This is a genomic window from Micromonospora sp. NBRC 110037 (genome assembly GCF_001652995.1).
In the GTDB taxonomy this organism is placed as follows: domain Bacteria; phylum Actinomycetota; class Actinomycetes; order Mycobacteriales; family Micromonosporaceae; genus Micromonospora; species Micromonospora chalcea.
In genome coordinates, this window is the sequence record NZ_BBVA01000004.1 from 419,822 (window position 1) to 435,520 (window position 15,699).

The 15,699-nt window shown below is 73.9% G+C and carries 17 protein-coding genes and 1 pseudogene; 12 read left to right on the forward strand and 6 right to left on the reverse strand.

The window, feature by feature from the left end:
• Positions 1 to 4 precede the first annotated feature (4 nt).
• The 3 genes from A4R25_RS14900 to A4R25_RS14910 all read right to left on the reverse strand — a co-directional run bounded on the left by A4R25_RS14900 (position 5) and on the right by A4R25_RS14910 (position 1,545).
• Positions 5 to 586: a PadR family transcriptional regulator gene (locus A4R25_RS14900; protein ID WP_030503427.1), complete on the reverse strand. Its 582-nt coding sequence runs from the start codon at positions 584 to 586 to the stop codon at positions 5 to 7.
• Between the two features lie 69 nt (positions 587 to 655).
• Positions 656 to 1,099, reverse strand: coding sequence for a ferritin-like domain-containing protein (locus A4R25_RS14905; protein ID WP_043325825.1), 444 nt, complete (start codon positions 1,097 to 1,099; stop codon positions 656 to 658).
• On the reverse strand, positions 1,096 to 1,545 hold the full coding sequence (locus A4R25_RS14910; protein WP_187693834.1) for a hypothetical protein: 450 nt from the start codon (positions 1,543 to 1,545) through the stop codon (positions 1,096 to 1,098). The genes A4R25_RS14905 and A4R25_RS14910 overlap by 4 nt, the downstream gene beginning before the upstream one ends.
• A gap of 263 nt (positions 1,546 to 1,808) precedes the next feature.
• On the opposite strand from A4R25_RS14910, the gene rimP reads away from it, so the two are divergent.
• From rimP to A4R25_RS14965, 12 genes and pseudogenes are all read left to right on the forward strand, one after another.
• The gene (gene rimP / locus A4R25_RS14915; protein WP_043325821.1) at positions 1,809 to 2,465 is read left to right on the forward strand and encodes a ribosome maturation factor RimP; all 657 of its coding nucleotides are present in this window, start codon (positions 1,809 to 1,811) and stop codon (positions 2,463 to 2,465) included.
• Positions 2,462 to 3,505 carry a transcription termination factor NusA gene (nusA, locus tag A4R25_RS14920; RefSeq protein ID WP_030503423.1) on the forward strand — a complete coding sequence of 348 codons (1,044 nt, stop codon included), beginning with the start codon at positions 2,462 to 2,464 and terminating at the stop codon, positions 3,503 to 3,505. Before rimP ends, nusA begins: the two co-directional genes overlap by 4 nt.
• Positions 3,506 to 3,520: 15 nt before the next feature.
• Positions 3,521 to 3,857, forward strand: a pseudogene (locus tag A4R25_RS30650) (YlxR family protein).
• A 93-nt stretch (positions 3,858 to 3,950) separates the two neighbouring features.
• Positions 3,951 to 6,956 (forward strand): translation initiation factor IF-2, encoded by a 3,006-nt coding sequence (gene infB, locus A4R25_RS14925; RefSeq protein ID WP_064447081.1) that lies wholly within the window; start codon positions 3,951 to 3,953, stop codon positions 6,954 to 6,956.
• 81 nt (positions 6,957 to 7,037) lie between these two features.
• Positions 7,038 to 8,081, forward strand: coding sequence for a TRM11 family methyltransferase (locus tag A4R25_RS14930; RefSeq protein WP_064447082.1), 1,044 nt, complete (start codon positions 7,038 to 7,040; stop codon positions 8,079 to 8,081).
• 41 nt (positions 8,082 to 8,122) lie between these two features.
• Complete coding sequence (locus A4R25_RS14935; protein ID WP_043325814.1) at positions 8,123 to 8,416, forward strand: DUF503 domain-containing protein; 294 nt, start codon at positions 8,123 to 8,125, stop codon at positions 8,414 to 8,416.
• A 181-nt stretch (positions 8,417 to 8,597) separates the two neighbouring features.
• Entirely contained in the window at positions 8,598 to 9,080 is a 483-nt protein-coding gene (rbfA, locus tag A4R25_RS14940) for a 30S ribosome-binding factor RbfA (RefSeq protein WP_043330546.1), read from the forward strand.
• Positions 9,077 to 10,123 carry a bifunctional oligoribonuclease/PAP phosphatase NrnA gene (locus tag A4R25_RS14945; RefSeq protein WP_064447083.1) on the forward strand — a complete coding sequence of 349 codons (1,047 nt, stop codon included), beginning with the start codon at positions 9,077 to 9,079 and terminating at the stop codon, positions 10,121 to 10,123. The genes rbfA and A4R25_RS14945 overlap by 4 nt, the downstream gene beginning before the upstream one ends.
• 136 nt (positions 10,124 to 10,259) lie before the next feature.
• A complete protein-coding gene (locus A4R25_RS14950) occupies positions 10,260 to 10,667 on the forward strand; it encodes a hypothetical protein (RefSeq protein ID WP_043325811.1) in 408 nt (135 codons plus the stop codon).
• Positions 10,667 to 10,876 carry a DUF6186 family protein gene (locus tag A4R25_RS14955; protein WP_176722875.1) on the forward strand — a complete coding sequence of 70 codons (210 nt, stop codon included), beginning with the start codon at positions 10,667 to 10,669 and terminating at the stop codon, positions 10,874 to 10,876. The genes A4R25_RS14950 and A4R25_RS14955 overlap by 1 nt, the downstream gene beginning before the upstream one ends.
• A 475-nt stretch (positions 10,877 to 11,351) precedes the next feature.
• Positions 11,352 to 11,861, forward strand: a complete 510-nt coding sequence (locus tag A4R25_RS14960; RefSeq protein WP_064447084.1) for an adenylate kinase — start codon at positions 11,352 to 11,354, stop codon at positions 11,859 to 11,861.
• 47 nt (positions 11,862 to 11,908) lie between these two features.
• Positions 11,909 to 13,231: an MATE family efflux transporter gene (locus A4R25_RS14965; protein ID WP_064447085.1), complete on the forward strand. Its 1,323-nt coding sequence runs from the start codon at positions 11,909 to 11,911 to the stop codon at positions 13,229 to 13,231.
• 6 nt (positions 13,232 to 13,237) lie between these two features.
• On the opposite strand, the gene A4R25_RS14970 is transcribed toward A4R25_RS14965, so the two are convergent.
• From A4R25_RS14970 to A4R25_RS14980, 3 genes are all read right to left on the reverse strand, one after another.
• On the reverse strand, positions 13,238 to 14,179 hold the full coding sequence (locus A4R25_RS14970) for a hypothetical protein (RefSeq protein ID WP_064447086.1): 942 nt from the start codon (positions 14,177 to 14,179) through the stop codon (positions 13,238 to 13,240).
• A gap of 84 nt (positions 14,180 to 14,263) precedes the next feature.
• Positions 14,264 to 14,557, reverse strand: coding sequence for a hypothetical protein (locus A4R25_RS14975; protein WP_064447087.1), 294 nt, complete (start codon positions 14,555 to 14,557; stop codon positions 14,264 to 14,266).
• 41 nt (positions 14,558 to 14,598) lie between these two features.
• Positions 14,599 to 15,594: a hypothetical protein gene (locus A4R25_RS14980; RefSeq protein WP_043325802.1), complete on the reverse strand. Its 996-nt coding sequence runs from the start codon at positions 15,592 to 15,594 to the stop codon at positions 14,599 to 14,601.
• Positions 15,595 to 15,699 lie beyond the last annotated feature (105 nt).

Sequence of the window (15,699 nt, forward strand, 5' to 3'; positions counted from 1 at the left end):
CGGTTCACCGGCGGGCTTCGTCGCCGGCCCGGTCCACCGCCTCGGGGTGGTCGACCGCCCGGATCGGCGCCGGGCGGTGCCGGACCAGGCTGGTCTCGCAGTGGTCGAGCCACCGCACCTCGGCCTCGGTCTGGAAGATCATCGCGTCCAGCACCAGCCGCCAGGGTAGATCCTCCGGCTTGTCGCTCGTGTACTTCAACCGGGTGAACTCCTGAAGCGCGCGCATGGTGGCGGTGCGCTGGGTCTGCACCACCGCCCGCACGTCGACGCCCGGCGTGGTCAGCGCCAGCGCCAGCTTGATCGACAACTCGTCGCGGGGACGGTCGGCGCGGCTGATCGGGGTGGCGAACCACATCGCCAGGTCCGCCCGTCCGGCGTCGGTGATCTCGTACGGCCGCTGCCCGCTCTCGTTCTCCGGCAGCGGGCGCACCAGTCCGTCGCGTTCCAGCCGGGCCAGCGTGGTGTAGACCTGCCCGATGTTCAGCGGCCAGGTCGACCCGGTGGACTCCTCGAACGCGGCACGGAGCTGATAGCCGTACATCTGGCCGCGTTCGAGCAGGGCGAGCAGGCCGTGACGGATGGACATGACCGCGAGTATGCATACCTGGTATGCGCAGCGCAACCGGGAAGCTTCGCCGGGTGACCGGCGTCGCGCTCAGGCGGGGCGGCCCGGGAACGGAACGGTGACCGGTGTCACGCCCGCCGTACGCCGCCAGCGGGTGGCCCGCAGCGCGCAGTCGGTGAGCGCGGCGAGCGCCGTGTTCCGCTCCACGCCGCTGGTGTGCGCGAGCGCGGCCCGCCAGTGCCCGGCGGTCCGCTCCTCGATCTCCACCGCCAGCCGCAGCGCTCCCGCCCGGTCGGTGACCGGATAGGGCAGCGCGTACCCGGCCCGGTCCGCGGGGACCTGGCCGGAGCCCTCGGCGAGCTGCAGGAGCAGCGCGTCGCGGCGGGACCGGTGCGCCGCCTCGGCGGCCCGGGCCGCCGTCCGCGCCGCGCCGGTGAGGTGCACGCCGATCACCCCGTACGCCCAGATCGCCGCGTACTCGGCGGCGAGCGCGTCGGCGAGGGCCTGGGCCGGGCCGGTCGTCGGGTTGTTCACTTCAGGGCCTCCACGTGGGTCGCCCGCGCGGCGGCGATCGAGCCGAGCAGCGCGGCCCGCTCGGCCGGCGCCTCGGCGCAGGCCTTCGCCGCGTTGGTCCGGCCCTCCTGCTCGGCCTGACGCAGCTCGGTGAGCACGGCGTCGGGCGCGGGCGCGCTCGCCGAGCCGGCGGCCGCCGGCGTGCCGGAGGGAGCCGGCCGGCCGATGACCCGGCGTAGCTCCTCGGCGTGCGCCTTGTGCGCGTCGGCGATCGGGGTGAGCCGTCCGGCGAGCGCCGGGGCGGCGGTGGCGGCTGCCCGGTAGCGGGCCTCCAGCGCCAGCGCCTCGGCGGCCAGCGGCTCCAGCGCATCAGGCGCCGGTGGCTGCCGGTCGCGGTCGAAAAGATCACAACCGGTCAGCGGCGCGGCCGCGCCGCCGAGCGCCACGAGCCCTCCGGCGCGCAGCAGCCAGCGCCGGGAATGCCCCGCTCTGACCTGGTCGGATGGTGTTCTGCCGGTCCCCACCTGACAGAGTCAACACCATTCGCGCCGCCCCGTGGGTCAGGGTCTCGGTGCGCCGCCGGGTCCGTCCGCGGCCGTTAGCGTTACGCTCTGCGCAACCACCGGGCGCGGACGCCCCGGTGGCGTGCCGGTATGGCGGGCCGACCGCCCGCACCGGCCCGGGACAACACGGCCCGCGGGTCGTGGCAACAGCAGGAGAGGTGCGCGGAATGACGCAGCGTGGCCGTGCCACCCGGCCGACGGGGCCCGCCGGGCGGCCCCGCCGGTCCGACGGCCCCCGCGGCGCGGAGCGCAGCGGCGCACCCCGTGGCGATCTGAACGCGCGCCGCAACCGGCTGCGCGAGGTGATCGAACCGGTCGTCGCCGCGGCCGGCTACGACCTGGAGGACCTTTCCGTCTCCCGCGCCGGACGGCGGCACGTGGTCCGGGTGATCGTGGACGCCGACGGCGGGATCAACCTGGACGCCGTGGCGGACATCTCCCGCGCGGTGTCGGCGGCCCTGGACGCGGCGGAGGAGTCCGGCGGCGACATCGTGGCCGGCGAGTACCAGCTGGAGGTCAGCTCGCCCGGCGTGGACCGCCCGCTCACCCTGCCCCGGCACTGGCGGCGCAACGTGGGCCGGCTGGTCAAGGTCACCGTCCGCGGCGACGCCGGGGACCGCCAGCTCACCGGCCGGATCACGGCCGCCGACGACGAGCGCGTGGAGCTGGAGACCGACGCCGGCCCCGTGGCACACCCGTACGCCGAGCTCGGGCCCGGCCGGGTCCAGGTGGAGTTCAGCCGCCTGGACGACCTGGCCGACGAGGACCTCGGCGACGACACAGACACCGACGACGACGAAGATCTGGAGGACGAGGAGAGGTGAACATCGACCTCGCGGCGCTGCGCGCCCTGGAGCGCGAGCGGGAGATCCCGTTCGACACGATCCTCGCGGCGATCGAGACCGCGCTGCTGACCGCCTACCGGCACACCGACGGCGCCGAGTCGCACGCCCGGGTGGAGATCGACCGCAAGAGCGGGGCCGCCTCGGTCTTCGCGCAGGAGCTCGACGCCGACGGCACCGTCACCCGGGAGTGGGACGACACCCCGCACGACTTCGGGCGGATCGCCGCCATGACCGCCAAGCAGGTGATCCTCCAGCGGCTGCGGGAGGCCACCGACGAGGTGCACTTCGGCGAGTACGTGGGCCGCGACGGTGACCTGGTCACCGGTGTGGTGCAGGCGCACGAGACGCGCCGGGAGAAGGGCATCGTCAGCGTCGACCTGGGCAAGCTGGAGGGTGTCCTGCCGCAGTCCGAGCAGGTCCCGGGCGAGCGGTACGAGCACGGCGAGCGGATCCGCTGCGTGGTCGTGCACGTCGCCAAGGGCATGCGCGGCCCGCAGATCACGCTGTCCCGGTCGCATCCGGCGCTCGTGAAGAAGCTGTTCGCGCTGGAGGTGCCGGAGATCGCCGACGGCACCGTGGAGATCGGCGCGATCGCCCGTGAGGCAGGTCACCGTACGAAGATCGCGGTCCGCTCCACCGCGTCCGGCGTCAACGCCAAGGGCGCCTGCATCGGCCCGATGGGGCAGCGGGTCCGCGCGGTGATGAGCGAGCTGCACGGCGAGAAGATCGACATCATCGACTGGTCGGACGACCCCGCGACGTTCGTCGGCAACGCGTTGTCGCCGGCCAAGGCGCTGCGGGTCGAGGTGGTCGATCTGGCCTCCCGTACCGCCCGGGTGACGGTCCCGGACTTCCAGCTCTCGCTCGCGATCGGCCGGGAAGGGCAGAACGCCCGCCTGGCGGCCCGCCTGACCGGTTGGCGCATCGACATCCGGTCCGACGCGGAGACCGCGGCCCCGCAGAGCCGGGGCGGAGCTGATCACGTCCCGGAGCCGGGCGGCGCGATCTCCGGCGGCTAGGGGTAGACTTACTCAGTGGCACGACGCGCGATTCCGGAGCGCACCTGTGTGGGCTGCCGGAAACGGGCGCCGGCCAGCGAGTTGTTGCGGGTTGTCGCGATCGGTGACGAGGCTGGTCACATCAGTCTCAGGCCCGATCCGGCCCGCAGACTGCCGGGTCGGGGAGCGAACATGCACCCTGATCCGGCCTGCTTCGCGCAGGCGGTGCGGCGTCGCGCCTTCGGGCGGGCACTGCGCCTCACCGGGGTTCCTGACCACGGTGCGCTTGCGGAGCACGTCGACGCGCAACCCCCGACGACCGGTCAAGCCCGACCGGTCGAGGGTCGCTAGCAAGGTAGGACGACCGACATGAGCACACGATGAAGTCCCTGAAATGACCAGGCTTCAAGTGCACGAGTGAGGTCGCTGCGGGTGCTGCCCGCACGACCTCGGAGTGAGGAGTGCAGTGGCAGGAAAGGCCCGCGTACACGAGCTTGCCAAGGAGCTCGGGGTCGAAAGCAAGACCGTTCTCGCCAAGCTCAAGGAAATGGGCGAGTTCGTGAAGTCCGCGTCCAGCACCGTCGAGGCGCCTGTCGCCCGGCGGCTGCGTAGCGCCTTCGTAGCCGGTTCGTCGGCGCCCGCCGGCCCGCCGGCTGCCGCGCCCAGCGGTCCGGCACCGACCCCGACGCCCACCCCGACCCCGGGTGCCCCCCGGGTCTCGGCCAAGCCGATGCCGCCCCGGCGTCCGGCTGCGCCGACCCCTGGACCGAAGCCCAAGGGCTCGGTCCCCGGCCCGCCGCAGCCGGCGACTCCGGTCGCCAAGCCGGCGAGCGCGCACGACATCGAAGTGGCGGCCGCCGAAGCGCGTGCCGCCGCGCTGAAGGCTGAGCAGGAGGCCGCGGTCAAGGCCGCGCAGGCCGCCCGCCAGCAGCAGCGCGAGACCGTACGCCGGGAGCCTCCGGCCGAGGGCGGTCCCCGTCCCGGCCCGCGTCCCGGCCCGAACGCCATGCCGCCGCGTCCGGGTTCCCCGGCCGCCGGTCGTCCCGGCGGTCCGGGCCAGGGTCAGGGCCCCGGTGCCCGGCCCGGCGGTCGTCCGCCGGCGCGCGGCGCCGGTAACAACCCGTTCGGAATCCAGGGCGGCCAGCAGCAGCGGCCCCCGGCCGCCGGTGCGGGCGGTCCCCGTCCCAGCCCGGCCGGCATGCCGCCGCGGCCCAGCCCGGCGTCGATGCCGCCGCGGCCGAGCCCGGCCTCGATGCCGAGCCAGCGTCCGACCACCGGCCGTCCCGGCGGCCCCGGTGGCGGTCGTGGCGGACCCGGTGGTGGCGCCGGTCGTCCCGGCGGCGGTGGCGGTGGCTACCGCGGCGGACCCGGTGGCGGCGGCGGTGGCGGTGGCTACCGCGGCGGTCCCGGTGGTGGCGGCGGTGGCGGTGGCTACCGCGGCGGTCCCGGCGGCGGTGGCGGTGCTCCCGGCGGTGGTTTCCGTCCGGGTGGTCCGGTCGGCGGCGGTGGCCGTCCCGGTGGCGGCGGTCGTGGCCGTGGCGGTGGCGCTGCGGGTGCCTTCGGGCGTCCGGGTGGTCGCCCGACCCGCGGTCGCAAGTCCAAGAAGCAGCGCAGACAGGAGTTCGACAACCTGTCGGCCCCGACCATGTCCTCGGGCGCGCCCCGCGGTCAGGGTCAGGTCGTCCGGTTGTCCCGTGGCGCCTCGCTGTCGGACTTCGCCGACAAGATCAACGCCAACCCGGGTTCGCTGGTCCAGGAGATGTTCAACCTGGGCGAGATGGTGACGGCGACCCAGTCGTGCTCCGACGAGACCCTGCAGTTGCTGGGTGAGCACCTCGGCTTCGACGTGCAGATCGTCAGCCCGGAGGACGAGGACCGCGAGCTGCTCGCGCAGTTCAACATCGACCTCGACGCCGAGGTCGCGGCGGACCGCCTGGTCAGCCGTGCGCCGGTCGTGACCGTCATGGGTCACGTCGACCACGGTAAGACCAAGCTGCTCGACGCGATCCGCAAGGCGAACGTGGTGGCCGGCGAGGCGGGTGGCATCACCCAGCACATCGGCGCCTACCAGGTCCACGTCCCGCACGAGGGCGAGGACCGCGCGGTGACGTTCATCGACACCCCGGGTCACGAGGCGTTCACCGCCATGCGTGCCCGTGGCGCCCAGGTCACGGACATCGTGATCCTGGTGGTGGCGGCGGACGACGGCGTGATGCCGCAGACCATCGAGGCGCTCAACCACGCCAAGGCGGCGGACGTGCCGATCGTGGTCGCGGTCAACAAGGTCGACAAGCCCGAGGCGAACCCGGACAAGGTCCGCCAGCAGCTGACCGAGTACGGCCTGGTCGCCGAGGAGTACGGCGGCGACACCATGTTCGTCAACGTGGCGGCCAAGCCCGGCATCGGCATCGAGGAACTGCTCGAGGCCGTGCTGCTGACCGCCGACGCGTCGCTGGAGCTGACCGCTCCGATCGACGGGCCGGCGCAGGGTGTCGCGATCGAGGCGCACCTGGACAAGGGCCGTGGCGCGGTGGCGACCGTGCTGGTGCAGAAGGGCACCCTGCGTGCCGGTGACTCGATCGTCGCCGGTGGGGCGCACGGCCGCGTGCGGGCCATGCTGGACGAGAACGGCAAGCCGGTCGACGAGGCCGGTCCGGCGCGTCCGGTCATGGTGCTGGGTCTGACCACGGTGCCGGGTGCGGGTGACACCTTCCTGGCCGCCGAGGACGACCGCACCGTGCGGCAGATCGCCGAGCAGCGGCAGGCGCGGAGGCGGGCGGCGTCGTTCGCCAACTCCCGTGGCCGGGCCACCCTCGAGACGCTCATGGAGCAGCTCAAGGAGGGCGAGAAGACCTCGCTCAACCTGGTGCTCAAGGGCGATGTCTCCGGTTCCGTGGAGGCGCTCGAGGACGCGCTGTTCAACCTCGACATCCCGGAGGAGGTCCAGCTTCGGATCATCCACCGGGGCGTGGGCGCGATCACCGAGAGCGACGTCATGCTCGCGAGCGCCTCGTCCGAGGCGGTCACGATCATCGGCTTCAACGTGCGGGCCTCGAACAAGGTCCGCGAGATGGCCGACCGCGAGGGCGTGGAGATCCGGTACTACACGGTCATCTACCAGGCCATCGAGGAGATCGACGCCGCGCTCAAGGGTCTGCTCAAGCCGGAGTACGAGGAGGTCGAGCTGGGCACCGCGGAGATCCGCGACGTCTTCCGCTCGTCCAAGATCGGCAACATCTCCGGCTGTATCGTCCGGTCCGGCCTCATCCGCCGCAACGCCAAGGCGCGGCTGCTGCGGGACGGTGCGGTCGTGGCGGACAACCTCACGATCAGCTCCTTGAAGCGGTTCAAGGACGACGCGACCGAGGTCCGCGAGGGCTTCGAGTGTGGTCTGACGCTGGGCGGCTACAACAACGTCCAGGTCGGCGACGTCATCGAGACGTTCGAGATGCGCGAGAAGCCGCGCGCCTGAGTTCCACACGTACGACCGGCCGGCGGCCGGGGCCTTCGGGCCCCGGCCGTCGCCGTTTCCCAGGCTGCGACAATCTGCGGCGTGATCCGGTACGCGCTGCTCCTCGCCCCCTCCGCCAACCGCGTCTACGCCGACGCGGCGGCCCGGCTGGCCCGCGCCGAACTGGCCGTGTTCGCCGGCTCCGGCGTGCTCGACGTGGTGCCGGGCGACGCCGAGGTCACCCGGATCGGCGGGGTGGAGTACCTGACGTTCACCGCCCCCGAACCCGGACTCGGCGAGCGGGACCTGGCCCACCTGGCGAACCTGTCGGCGGCGTACGCGCTGTTCGAGCGGGTCGGTGACGACCTGCTGCGGCCGGTGCCGCTGAGCCCGCTGGCCCGGTACGACTCCGACCTGATCACCATCCCCAAGTACGCCGGCAAGACCAACGAGCAGTTCACCCGGCTGCTGCTCAACGTCACAGTGCTCGCCTCCGCCGCCGCGCCGCGGATGCTGGACGGGCCGGTGGTGGTGCTGGACCCGCTCTGCGGCCGGGGCACCACGCTCAACCAGGCGCTGATGTACGGCTACGACGGCATCGGGGTCGAGCGCGACAGCAAGGACGTCGACGCGTACGCGACGTTCCTGCGTACCTGGCTGCGCCGAAAGCGGCTCAAGCACACCACCGAGTCGACGTCGGTGCGCCGGGACCGCAAGCTGGTGGCCCGCCGGTTCGAGGCGGTGCTCGCGCCGTCGCGGGACGAGCACCGGGCCGGGGCCACCCAGCGGGTCACCGTGCTGAACACCGACACCACCCGGGCCCGCGAGGCGCTGCGCCCCCGCTGCGCCGACGTGATCGTGACCGACGCGCCGTACGGGGTGGCGCACGGCAGCCGTACCGATCAGGGGTTGTCCCGCAGCCCGCTGGAGCTGCTCACCGCGGCCGTGCCGGTGTGGCGGGAGCTGCTGCGCCCCGGTGGCGCGCTCGGGCTGTCCTGGAACACCCACGTGGCGCCGCGGGCGCAGGCGGAGGCGGTGCTGGCCGACGCCGGGCTGCGCGTGCTCGACGGCCCCGGCTTCGGTGACTTCGCCCACCGGGTCGACCAGGCGATCGAGCGGGACGTGCTGGTGGCGGTCGCGCCTTAATCGCGTGCCGGGGTGCGCCACCCGGCGTACCGTTGCTCGCCGTGTATACCGGAACCGCACTGTTCGACCTGTTGCTCCCGGGTGACTCCCGGTCCCTGAAGGCCAAGCGGTCCTACGTCCGGCCGATCGTCGCCGCGCTGCGCAAGTTCGAGGTCTCCGCCGCCGAGGTGGGGGCGCTCGACCTGCACGGCCGGGCCGAGATCGGGGTGGCGGTGGTGGCCGCCGAGCCGGCCCACGTCCGCGAGGTGCTCGACTCCTGTGAGCGGCTGGTCGCCGCCCGCCCGGAGACCGAACTGCTGTCGGTGCGCCGTCGCCTGCACGGCGAGGACGACTGACGGCGCGTCGCGCGGTACTCCGCCCGTGCCGCGTGAGGTCCGGTGGGACGCGGGTAGTGTTCTTCAGCGTTGGGCGGTCGGACCCGGCGGCGCCCACGCGCCCGCCGTCTCCGGCCGACGGCCCGGGTCGCACGGTGACCCGGCGCCGTCATCGGTACAGGTGATCCCGGAGGTGGGGGACATGACGGATCAGGCAAAGGTTCGCCGGCACGCGGAGCGTATCCGGGAACTCGTCGCGTCGGTGGTGCGCAGCCAGATCAAGGACCCCCGGCTCGGCATGATCACGATCACCGACGCCCGGATCACCGCCGACCTGCGCGACGCCACCGTCTTCTACACGGTGCTCGGTGACGCGGCGGCCCAGGCGAGCACCGCCGCCGCGCTGGAGAGCGCCAAGGGCATGCTGCGCAGCACCGTCGGCAAGGCCCTCGGGCTGCGGCACTCGCCGACGCTGACCTTCGTCCTCGACGACGTGCAGGACCAGGTCAAGCACATCGACGACCTGCTCGCCGCAGCGCGTACCGCCGACGCCGAGGTGCAGCGGCTGGCCGCCAAGTCCTCGTACGCGGGCGACGCCCAGCCGTACCGGGTCGAGGACGACGAGGACGCCGCGGACGACGAGCCGGCCGCCGACGACGAGCCGCGCGAGGGCGACCGCCGGTGACCGAGGTCGCCGTCGCGGGTGGCCTGCCGGCCGGCCCGGCCGAATCGGAGTGGGCGGCGGCCGTCGCGGCGGTACGCGACCTTCCCGCCGACGCGCGGGTGCTGCTGATCTGCCACGTGAACCCGGACGGGGACGCGCTGGGCAGCATGCTCGGCTTCGGGCTGGGTCTGCGGCGGCTCGGCGTACGCGATCTCCAGGCGACCTTCCCCGGCCCGCCGGAGGTGCCCGAGCCGTTCCGCTGGATGCCCGGCGTGGAACTGCTGGTGCCGCAGGACGACACGTACCCCGATCCGGATCTGGTGATCTGCTTCGACGCGGCGAGCGAGTCGCGGCTGGGTGACCTGGTGGGCCGGCTGGACACGGCGGGCACGTCGCTGGTGCTCGACCACCACGCCTCGAACACCGGCTTCGGCCGGATCAACCTGGTCGACCCGCACGCCGCCGCCACCTCGGTGGTCGCGCTGGAGTTGCTGGACCGGCTCGGGGCGACGCTCGACGCGGAGGTGGCGACCGGGCTCTACGTCGCGCTGACCACCGACACCGGCTCGTTCCGCTTCGAGGCGACCACGCCTGCCGTGCACCGGATGGCGGCGCGTCTGCTGGCCACCGGCATCCGGCCCGGCGACATCTCCCGGCGGGTGTTCGACACCCGCCCGTTCGGCGCCGTCCGCCTGTTCGGCGAGGTGCTCGGCCGGGCCACGCTGGAACCGGCGGCCGCCGCCGGGCACGGGCTCGTCTGGACGTACGCGACCCGCGAGGACCTGGTCCGGCACGACCAGCCGGCGTACGTGCTGGAGGCGCTCATCGACTCGGTGCGGTGCACCGAGGAGGCGGACGTGAGCTGCGTGATCAAGCAGGCGGGCGAGGCCGAGTGGGCGGTGTCGCTGCGCAGCAAGGGCGCGGTGGACGTGAGCGCGGTGGCGGTGGCGCTGGGCGGTGGCGGGCACCGGTTCGCGGCCGGCTTCACCGGGCGGGGCGCGCTCGACGAGCTGGTCGGACGGATCCGGGCCGAACTCGCTACCGCAACGCTGGTAGCCCCCTAAAAGCGGAATTGTGCCGATATTTCTGCCGGGCCGAGGCGCGGCGATGATCGGAAGTGTGAGCTGATCGGCGGCTTTTCCAGGGATTACGAGGCGTGCCAGCCTTTCCGCCGTGCGTGACGCTGGGGACAATCGGGTGATGGATCATCCCCGTGAGCTCACCGTCGAGGCGCCCCGGGCCTGGGACCGGCCGGTCGTCTCCGTGCCGGTGCTGATCTGCTTGTCCCTGGTCGGCGGTCAACTTCCGTCCTTCTCGACCGCGGCCAACCTCTACATCCTCACCACCGGCGGAGGGTTGATCTGGGTCGGCCTGAGCAACCGGGTGCCCCGGCGTCCGGCGCCCCGCCGGCTGCCGTCGGTCGCGCTCTGGTGGCTGGTGCCGGTGACCGTCTTCGGGGTCTTCGAGGGGGCGACGTTCATGGCGGCGGCGGGTGACGACTTCCCCACCCTCTCCCGGCTGGCCGATCCGCTGCTGGAGGACAGTGTGATCCGTTCGGCGGCCTGGTTCGCGTGGCTGTCCACGTTCTGGGGACTGGTGCGCCGATGATGCGGGCACTGGCGATCGGCGGGTTTCTGGTCTCGCTCGTGCTGTTCGCGGTCGTCGAATGGGTGGCGCGCCGGGAGGGCTCGCGGGTCCCGTCGCTGGCCGACGTCTGCGCCTTCGTGATGCGGTACGAGGTGGGCCCGGTGCCGGTCGGGCGGATCGGCCTGTTCGGTTTCTGGTGGTGGCTGGGCTGGCACTTCCTGGCCCGCTGACGCGGCCGGCCGAGCCGGACGACGAGGTTGATCTTTCCGCATTTCGGGAACTGTGGGCAGCATCTGGAAAGTGAACGTTAATTTGGGTGAGGGCCGGCGCTTCGCGGCGCTGGTCACGGGCGGTGCTGCCGCACCCGGCCTCGCCTCCCTCCAGGGTCAGACCGACCCGGGCTCACGCTGCCAGGCGAGCCGCTCCGGTGATCCCGGACCGCAGCCGGGCGCCCGTAGGGCCGCCGTGTCCGGCGGACCGCACCCTGGAAGGACCTCAGATGCCCAGCAAGCGCAAGCCGCAGACCGAGACCACCACCGACGAGGCGCGCGAGCAGATGCGCCGCGCGCTGCAGACCTCGATGGACACCCGTCAGTGACGTACGCCGTCCGGCGGTGACGCCGGCCGGGCCGCACCCGTGGCCCGACGCCGACGTCACCGCCGCTCGGGACCGACCGCCGTGCCGGACGGCGCTACCGTCGCCCGGTGCGACGCATCCTGGTCGTCGGCGCCTCCGGCGCCGGCAAGAGCACGCTCGCCGGTGAACTGGCCCGGCGACTCGACCTTCCCCTGATCCACCTCGACCGGCACTACTGGCGCCCCGGCTGGACCGCACCGGCCCCGGCGGATTTCCGCGCCGAGGTGGCAGCGCTCGCCGCCCGCCCGGCCTGGGTGATGGACGGCAACTACGCGAGCACGCTCGACCTCCGGCTGCCCCGCGCCGACCTGCTGGTGCTCTGCGACACCTCCCGGCTGCGCTGCCTGGTCCGGATCGTCCGCCGCCGGTGGGCACATCGCGCCGCGCCCCGCGCCGACCTGCCCGAGGGCTGCCCGGAGCGGCTCGATCTCGACTTCCTGCCCTACGTCTGGCGTTACCCCCGCGACTCCCGGCCCCGGGTGCTGGCCGCGCTGGTCGAGCACGCCCCCGGGCTGCCGGTGCGCCGTCTGCGCGGGCGCCGTGACACGGCCCGGTTCCTGGCCGACGCAAGTAAGTAGCCCCCCGCCTTGCGGACCTTACCGCGAGCGTGCCAGGATCGGCGTCGATGAGCACGACTGCCGCCCCCGCCACCGCCGCCACACCCCGGCGGATCGCCACGCTCGCGCTGCCCGCCCTCGTGGTGCTGGCCGCCGAGCCGCTCTACGTCCTGGTCGACACCGCAGTGGTGGGTCACCTCGGGCGGGTGCCGCTGGCCGCGCTCGCCGTCGGCGGCACCGTCATGACGCTCACCGCCTGGGTCGGCACCGTCGTCGCGTACGGCACCACCGGGCGCTCGGCCCGCCGCTTCGGGGCGGGGGACCGGGCCGCCGCGGTGGCCGAGGGCGTGCAGGCGTCCTGGCTCGCGCTGGCCACCGGTGTGCTGGTGGCGGTCGCCATCGGCATCGGCGGGGGCGCGCTGGCGCGTACCCTCGTCGGCGGCCCCGGCGAGGTGGCCGACGCCGCCGCCGGATGGCTGCGGGTCGCGGCGCTCGGCGCGCCCGGTCTGCTGCTCGCCGCCGCCGGCAACGGCTGGCTGCGCGGCATCCAGGACACCCGCCGGCCGCTGCTGTTCGTGCTCGGCCCCAACCTGCTCTCCGCGGTGCTCTGCCCGCTGCTGGTCTATCCGGCCGGGCTCGGGCTGGTCGGCTCGGCGGTGGCGAACGCGATCGCGCAGACGATCTCCGGTGTCCTGTTCGCGGCCGCGCTGGTGCGCGAGCGGGTCTCGCTGCGGCCCCGGCCCCGGGTGATCGGTCAGCAGCTCGTGCTCAGCCGGGACCTGCTGGTGCGCGGTGTCGCGTTCCAGGCCAGCTTCCTGTCCGCGACCGCCGTCGCGGCCCGCTTCGGCGCCGCCGCGGTGGGCGCGCACCAGATCGCCCTGCAGCTGTGGTTCTTCACCGTGCTGGTGCTCGACGCGCTGGCCATCGCCGCGCAGTCGCTGGTCGGCGCCGCGCTGGGCGGCGGCGACGCGGCCGGCGCGCGGTTCCTGGCCCGCCGCGTCGCGCTGCTCGGCGGGCTGTGCGGCGTGGCCTTCGCGGTGCTGATCGCCGCCGGCGCCGGCGTCGTGCCGTCGTGGTTCAGCTCCGATCCGCAGGTACGCGAGCAGGCCATGACGGCCTGGCCCTGGTTCGTCGCGCTCCAGCCGATCGGCGGCGTGGTGTTCGCGCTCGACGGGGTGCTGATCGGCGCGGGCGACGTGCGCTACCTGCGCAACCTCACCATCGTGTGCGCGTTCGGCGGGTTCCTGCCGGCGATCTGGCTGGCGTACGGGCTGGAACTCGGGCTGGGCGGGATCTGGGCCGGGCTGACGCTGTTCGTGGTGCTGCGGCTGGCCGGCCTGCTGCTGCGGATGCGCTCGGGCTCGTGGGCGGTGGTCGGCGCGGTCCGCTGACGCCGGTCAGCAGGGCTGGAACGAACCGGGGCCGCCCATCCACGGCTCGACCACGAAGAAGCCCTCGTCCAGCCGGGCGCAGTCGACGTTGTTCGTGCTCGCCTGCGCGGAGACGAGCCAGAGGCCGCGCTTCGCCGCCGGCAACCCTTCGGGGTGGGGGACCTCCCAGACGACCCGGTCACGGATGGCGGCGATCCCGGCCCGGCCCGGTGTCGTTCGCGGGACGTCGAACGCGTACATCCAGACGTACTCTGTGGTGATCCGCAGGATCGGCCGGCCGTCGTCGCCGGTGACGGCCCGGTAGCGCATCTCACCCCGGACCCGGATCTCGTCCGCGCTGTCCTGCGAGCCGATCCGGGTGGCGTAGTTCACGAACGACAAGTCCTCGAAGTCGGTACGCAGCTGAGCGCGCGCGGCCGGCGCCAGCAGCGCCAGGAACGGCTCCGTGTCGCCGAGGATCATGGACAGGTCGAGCCGGGCCTGGACCAGCGCGGCCCGGACCTGGGTCAGCGCCGCGGCCACCTCGCGGGCGGTGAACGGGGGCCGCGCCGTGGCCTCCGGCAGGACGATCCCGGCCTCACCCACCGCGAAGTCCGCGCCGATGGTCCCCGCGAACAGGTCGCGCGGCTCGCCCACCCGGCTGAGCGGCACCGGCGACGGGCTGGCCTCGGCCGACGCCGCGGCGGCGGTGCCGGACCGCACCCGGTCCACGGTGACCCGGCCGAGCACGACAGTGCCGCCGATCAGCGCCAGCGCCAGCACCACCACGAAGGCGACGCGGCGCTTGCCGCGCTGCCGCGACCAGACCATGCGGAAGCGCTCGCCGCGGGTCAGCGGGACGTCCGCGTCCGCTCCGGTCATCCAGCTCGGCAGCTGGATCTCCGCGCCCCGGGAGGCGACGGCGTAGGGATCCGGCTCGGGCGGCGTGGTTCCGTCTTCGGTGCTCATGCGGCGTTCCAGAGGGGTGCAGGGGCAGGGGGCGCATGATCATCGCACCCGGCCGCCGATCCCGCTGTCCCGTTTCCGTGCCGGTCAGATCCGCCCCTGCCGGATCGCCCACCCGAGGTAGAGCGTGCCGACGACCAGCAGCGTCGCGGTCACCAGGACGAACACGAACGACCCGATCGCGGCCATCGTGGGGTGCCGCTCGCCGAACCGGGTCCGGCCCTGCCAGGCCCACATCCGGCGGCGCGCCGCCGCCAGCGCCGGCACACCGTCGACCAGGCCGGACAGGCGGCGGCCGAGCGTACGGCGGGGCGGCTCCGGATTGCGCATCCAGTCCGGCAGGTCGACCCGGGCGCGGTGCGGTGGCGGGGCGTCACTCATCGGGGGCTCCTGCCGCGGGGTGGCGTGGTGAGGTGGGCGGGTCAGCAGGTGTCCGGCAGGTCGACCGTCTTGTCCGGGTCGAAGACCGCGTCCGGGTCCGGGTCGGCCGGACCGGCGAGCGAGGGCCGGCCCAGCGCGAGCAGCCCCTTGTCCAGCGCGACGCAGTCGATGTTGGAGGCGTACGAGTCGGCCCGCTCGATCCACAGCCCGGCGGAGGCGGTGGTCACGTCGGCCGGGTGCGGCATGCTCCACTTCACCGTGTCGTGGACCACCACCACGCCGGCGCCCGGGGCGGGGCGGGTGGTGGAGAACGCGTACGCCCAGACGAAGTTCGTGGTCACCTCCAGGATGCGGATGCCGTCCCGGTCCTTCGTCGCCCGGTAGCTGATCCGGCCCTTGACCCGGGGCTCGTCGTCGGTGAGCCGGGCGCCGGGGGCGAGCCGGGTCGAGTAGGTGCCCGCCTCGCCGGTGGGGAAGTCGTCGCGTACGCCGGCCCGCGCGTCCGGGGCGAACTGGCGGACCAGCCGCTCCGGGTCCTTCGCGGTGAAGAACGTGCGGTCCAGCCGGGCGGTGATCAGCGCCTTGCGTACCTTGGCCAGCGTGTCTGCCACCTGCTTCTCGGTGAACGCGCCGGTCCGCTTGGCCCGGGGCAGCGCGATCCCGGCCGTGCCCTCGGGGAAGCCGGCTGCCGGGGTGCCGTCGAAGGGGCCGGCGGCCGGTGGCGGCGAGGCCGACGAGGACGCCTGCTCACCGACCGGCAGGCTCACCGTGGGGTGTTCGGCGGGCGGCTCCCGCCAGCGCTGGAAGCCCTGGTAGCCGAGGCCGCCGACGAGCCCGAAGAACGCGAGCAGCGCCAGCACGACCACGCCGCCGAGCAGCTTGCCGGAGTGCCCGCCGAGCGCGATCCGCAGGCGGTCGCCGCGGCCCGGCTCGACCTCGGGCGCGGGCTGGCGCAGCCACTCGGGTACCCGTCCCAGCGTGTCCTCCGACGGGCGATCGGTGGCGTGGGGATCGGGGACGGAACGGTGATCGGTCATCGGACTTCCCGGGCAGACGGGGCGGGGGCGCACGATCTTGACACCCCGCCGAAGCAGGGCGGTATCCCCCGCAGGGAGGATCGGCGCCGTCTGGCAGGCTTGGCG

Bases quoted from the DNA above. Each gene is read 5' to 3' on its own strand.
- A4R25_RS14900 (WP_030503427.1), bottom strand. From the start codon at position 586: ATGTCCATCCGTCACGGCCTGCTCGCCCTGCTCGAACGCGGCCAGATG.
- rimP (WP_043325821.1), top strand. From the start codon at position 1,809: ATGACGCAGCGTGGCCGTGCCACCCGGCCGACGGGGCCCGCCGGGCGG.
- rbfA (WP_043330546.1), top strand. From the start codon at position 8,598: ATGACGGATCAGGCAAAGGTTCGCCGGCACGCGGAGCGTATCCGGGAA.
- A4R25_RS14950 (WP_043325811.1), top strand. From the start codon at position 10,260: ATGGATCATCCCCGTGAGCTCACCGTCGAGGCGCCCCGGGCCTGGGAC.
- A4R25_RS14955 (WP_176722875.1), top strand. From the start codon at position 10,667: ATGCGGGCACTGGCGATCGGCGGGTTTCTGGTCTCGCTCGTGCTGTTC.
- A4R25_RS14965 (WP_064447085.1), top strand. From the start codon at position 11,909: ATGAGCACGACTGCCGCCCCCGCCACCGCCGCCACACCCCGGCGGATC.
- A4R25_RS14970 (WP_064447086.1), bottom strand. From the start codon at position 14,179: ATGAGCACCGAAGACGGAACCACGCCGCCCGAGCCGGATCCCTACGCC.
- A4R25_RS14975 (WP_064447087.1), bottom strand. From the start codon at position 14,557: ATGAGTGACGCCCCGCCACCGCACCGCGCCCGGGTCGACCTGCCGGAC.
- A4R25_RS14980 (WP_043325802.1), bottom strand. From the start codon at position 15,594: ATGACCGATCACCGTTCCGTCCCCGATCCCCACGCCACCGATCGCCCG.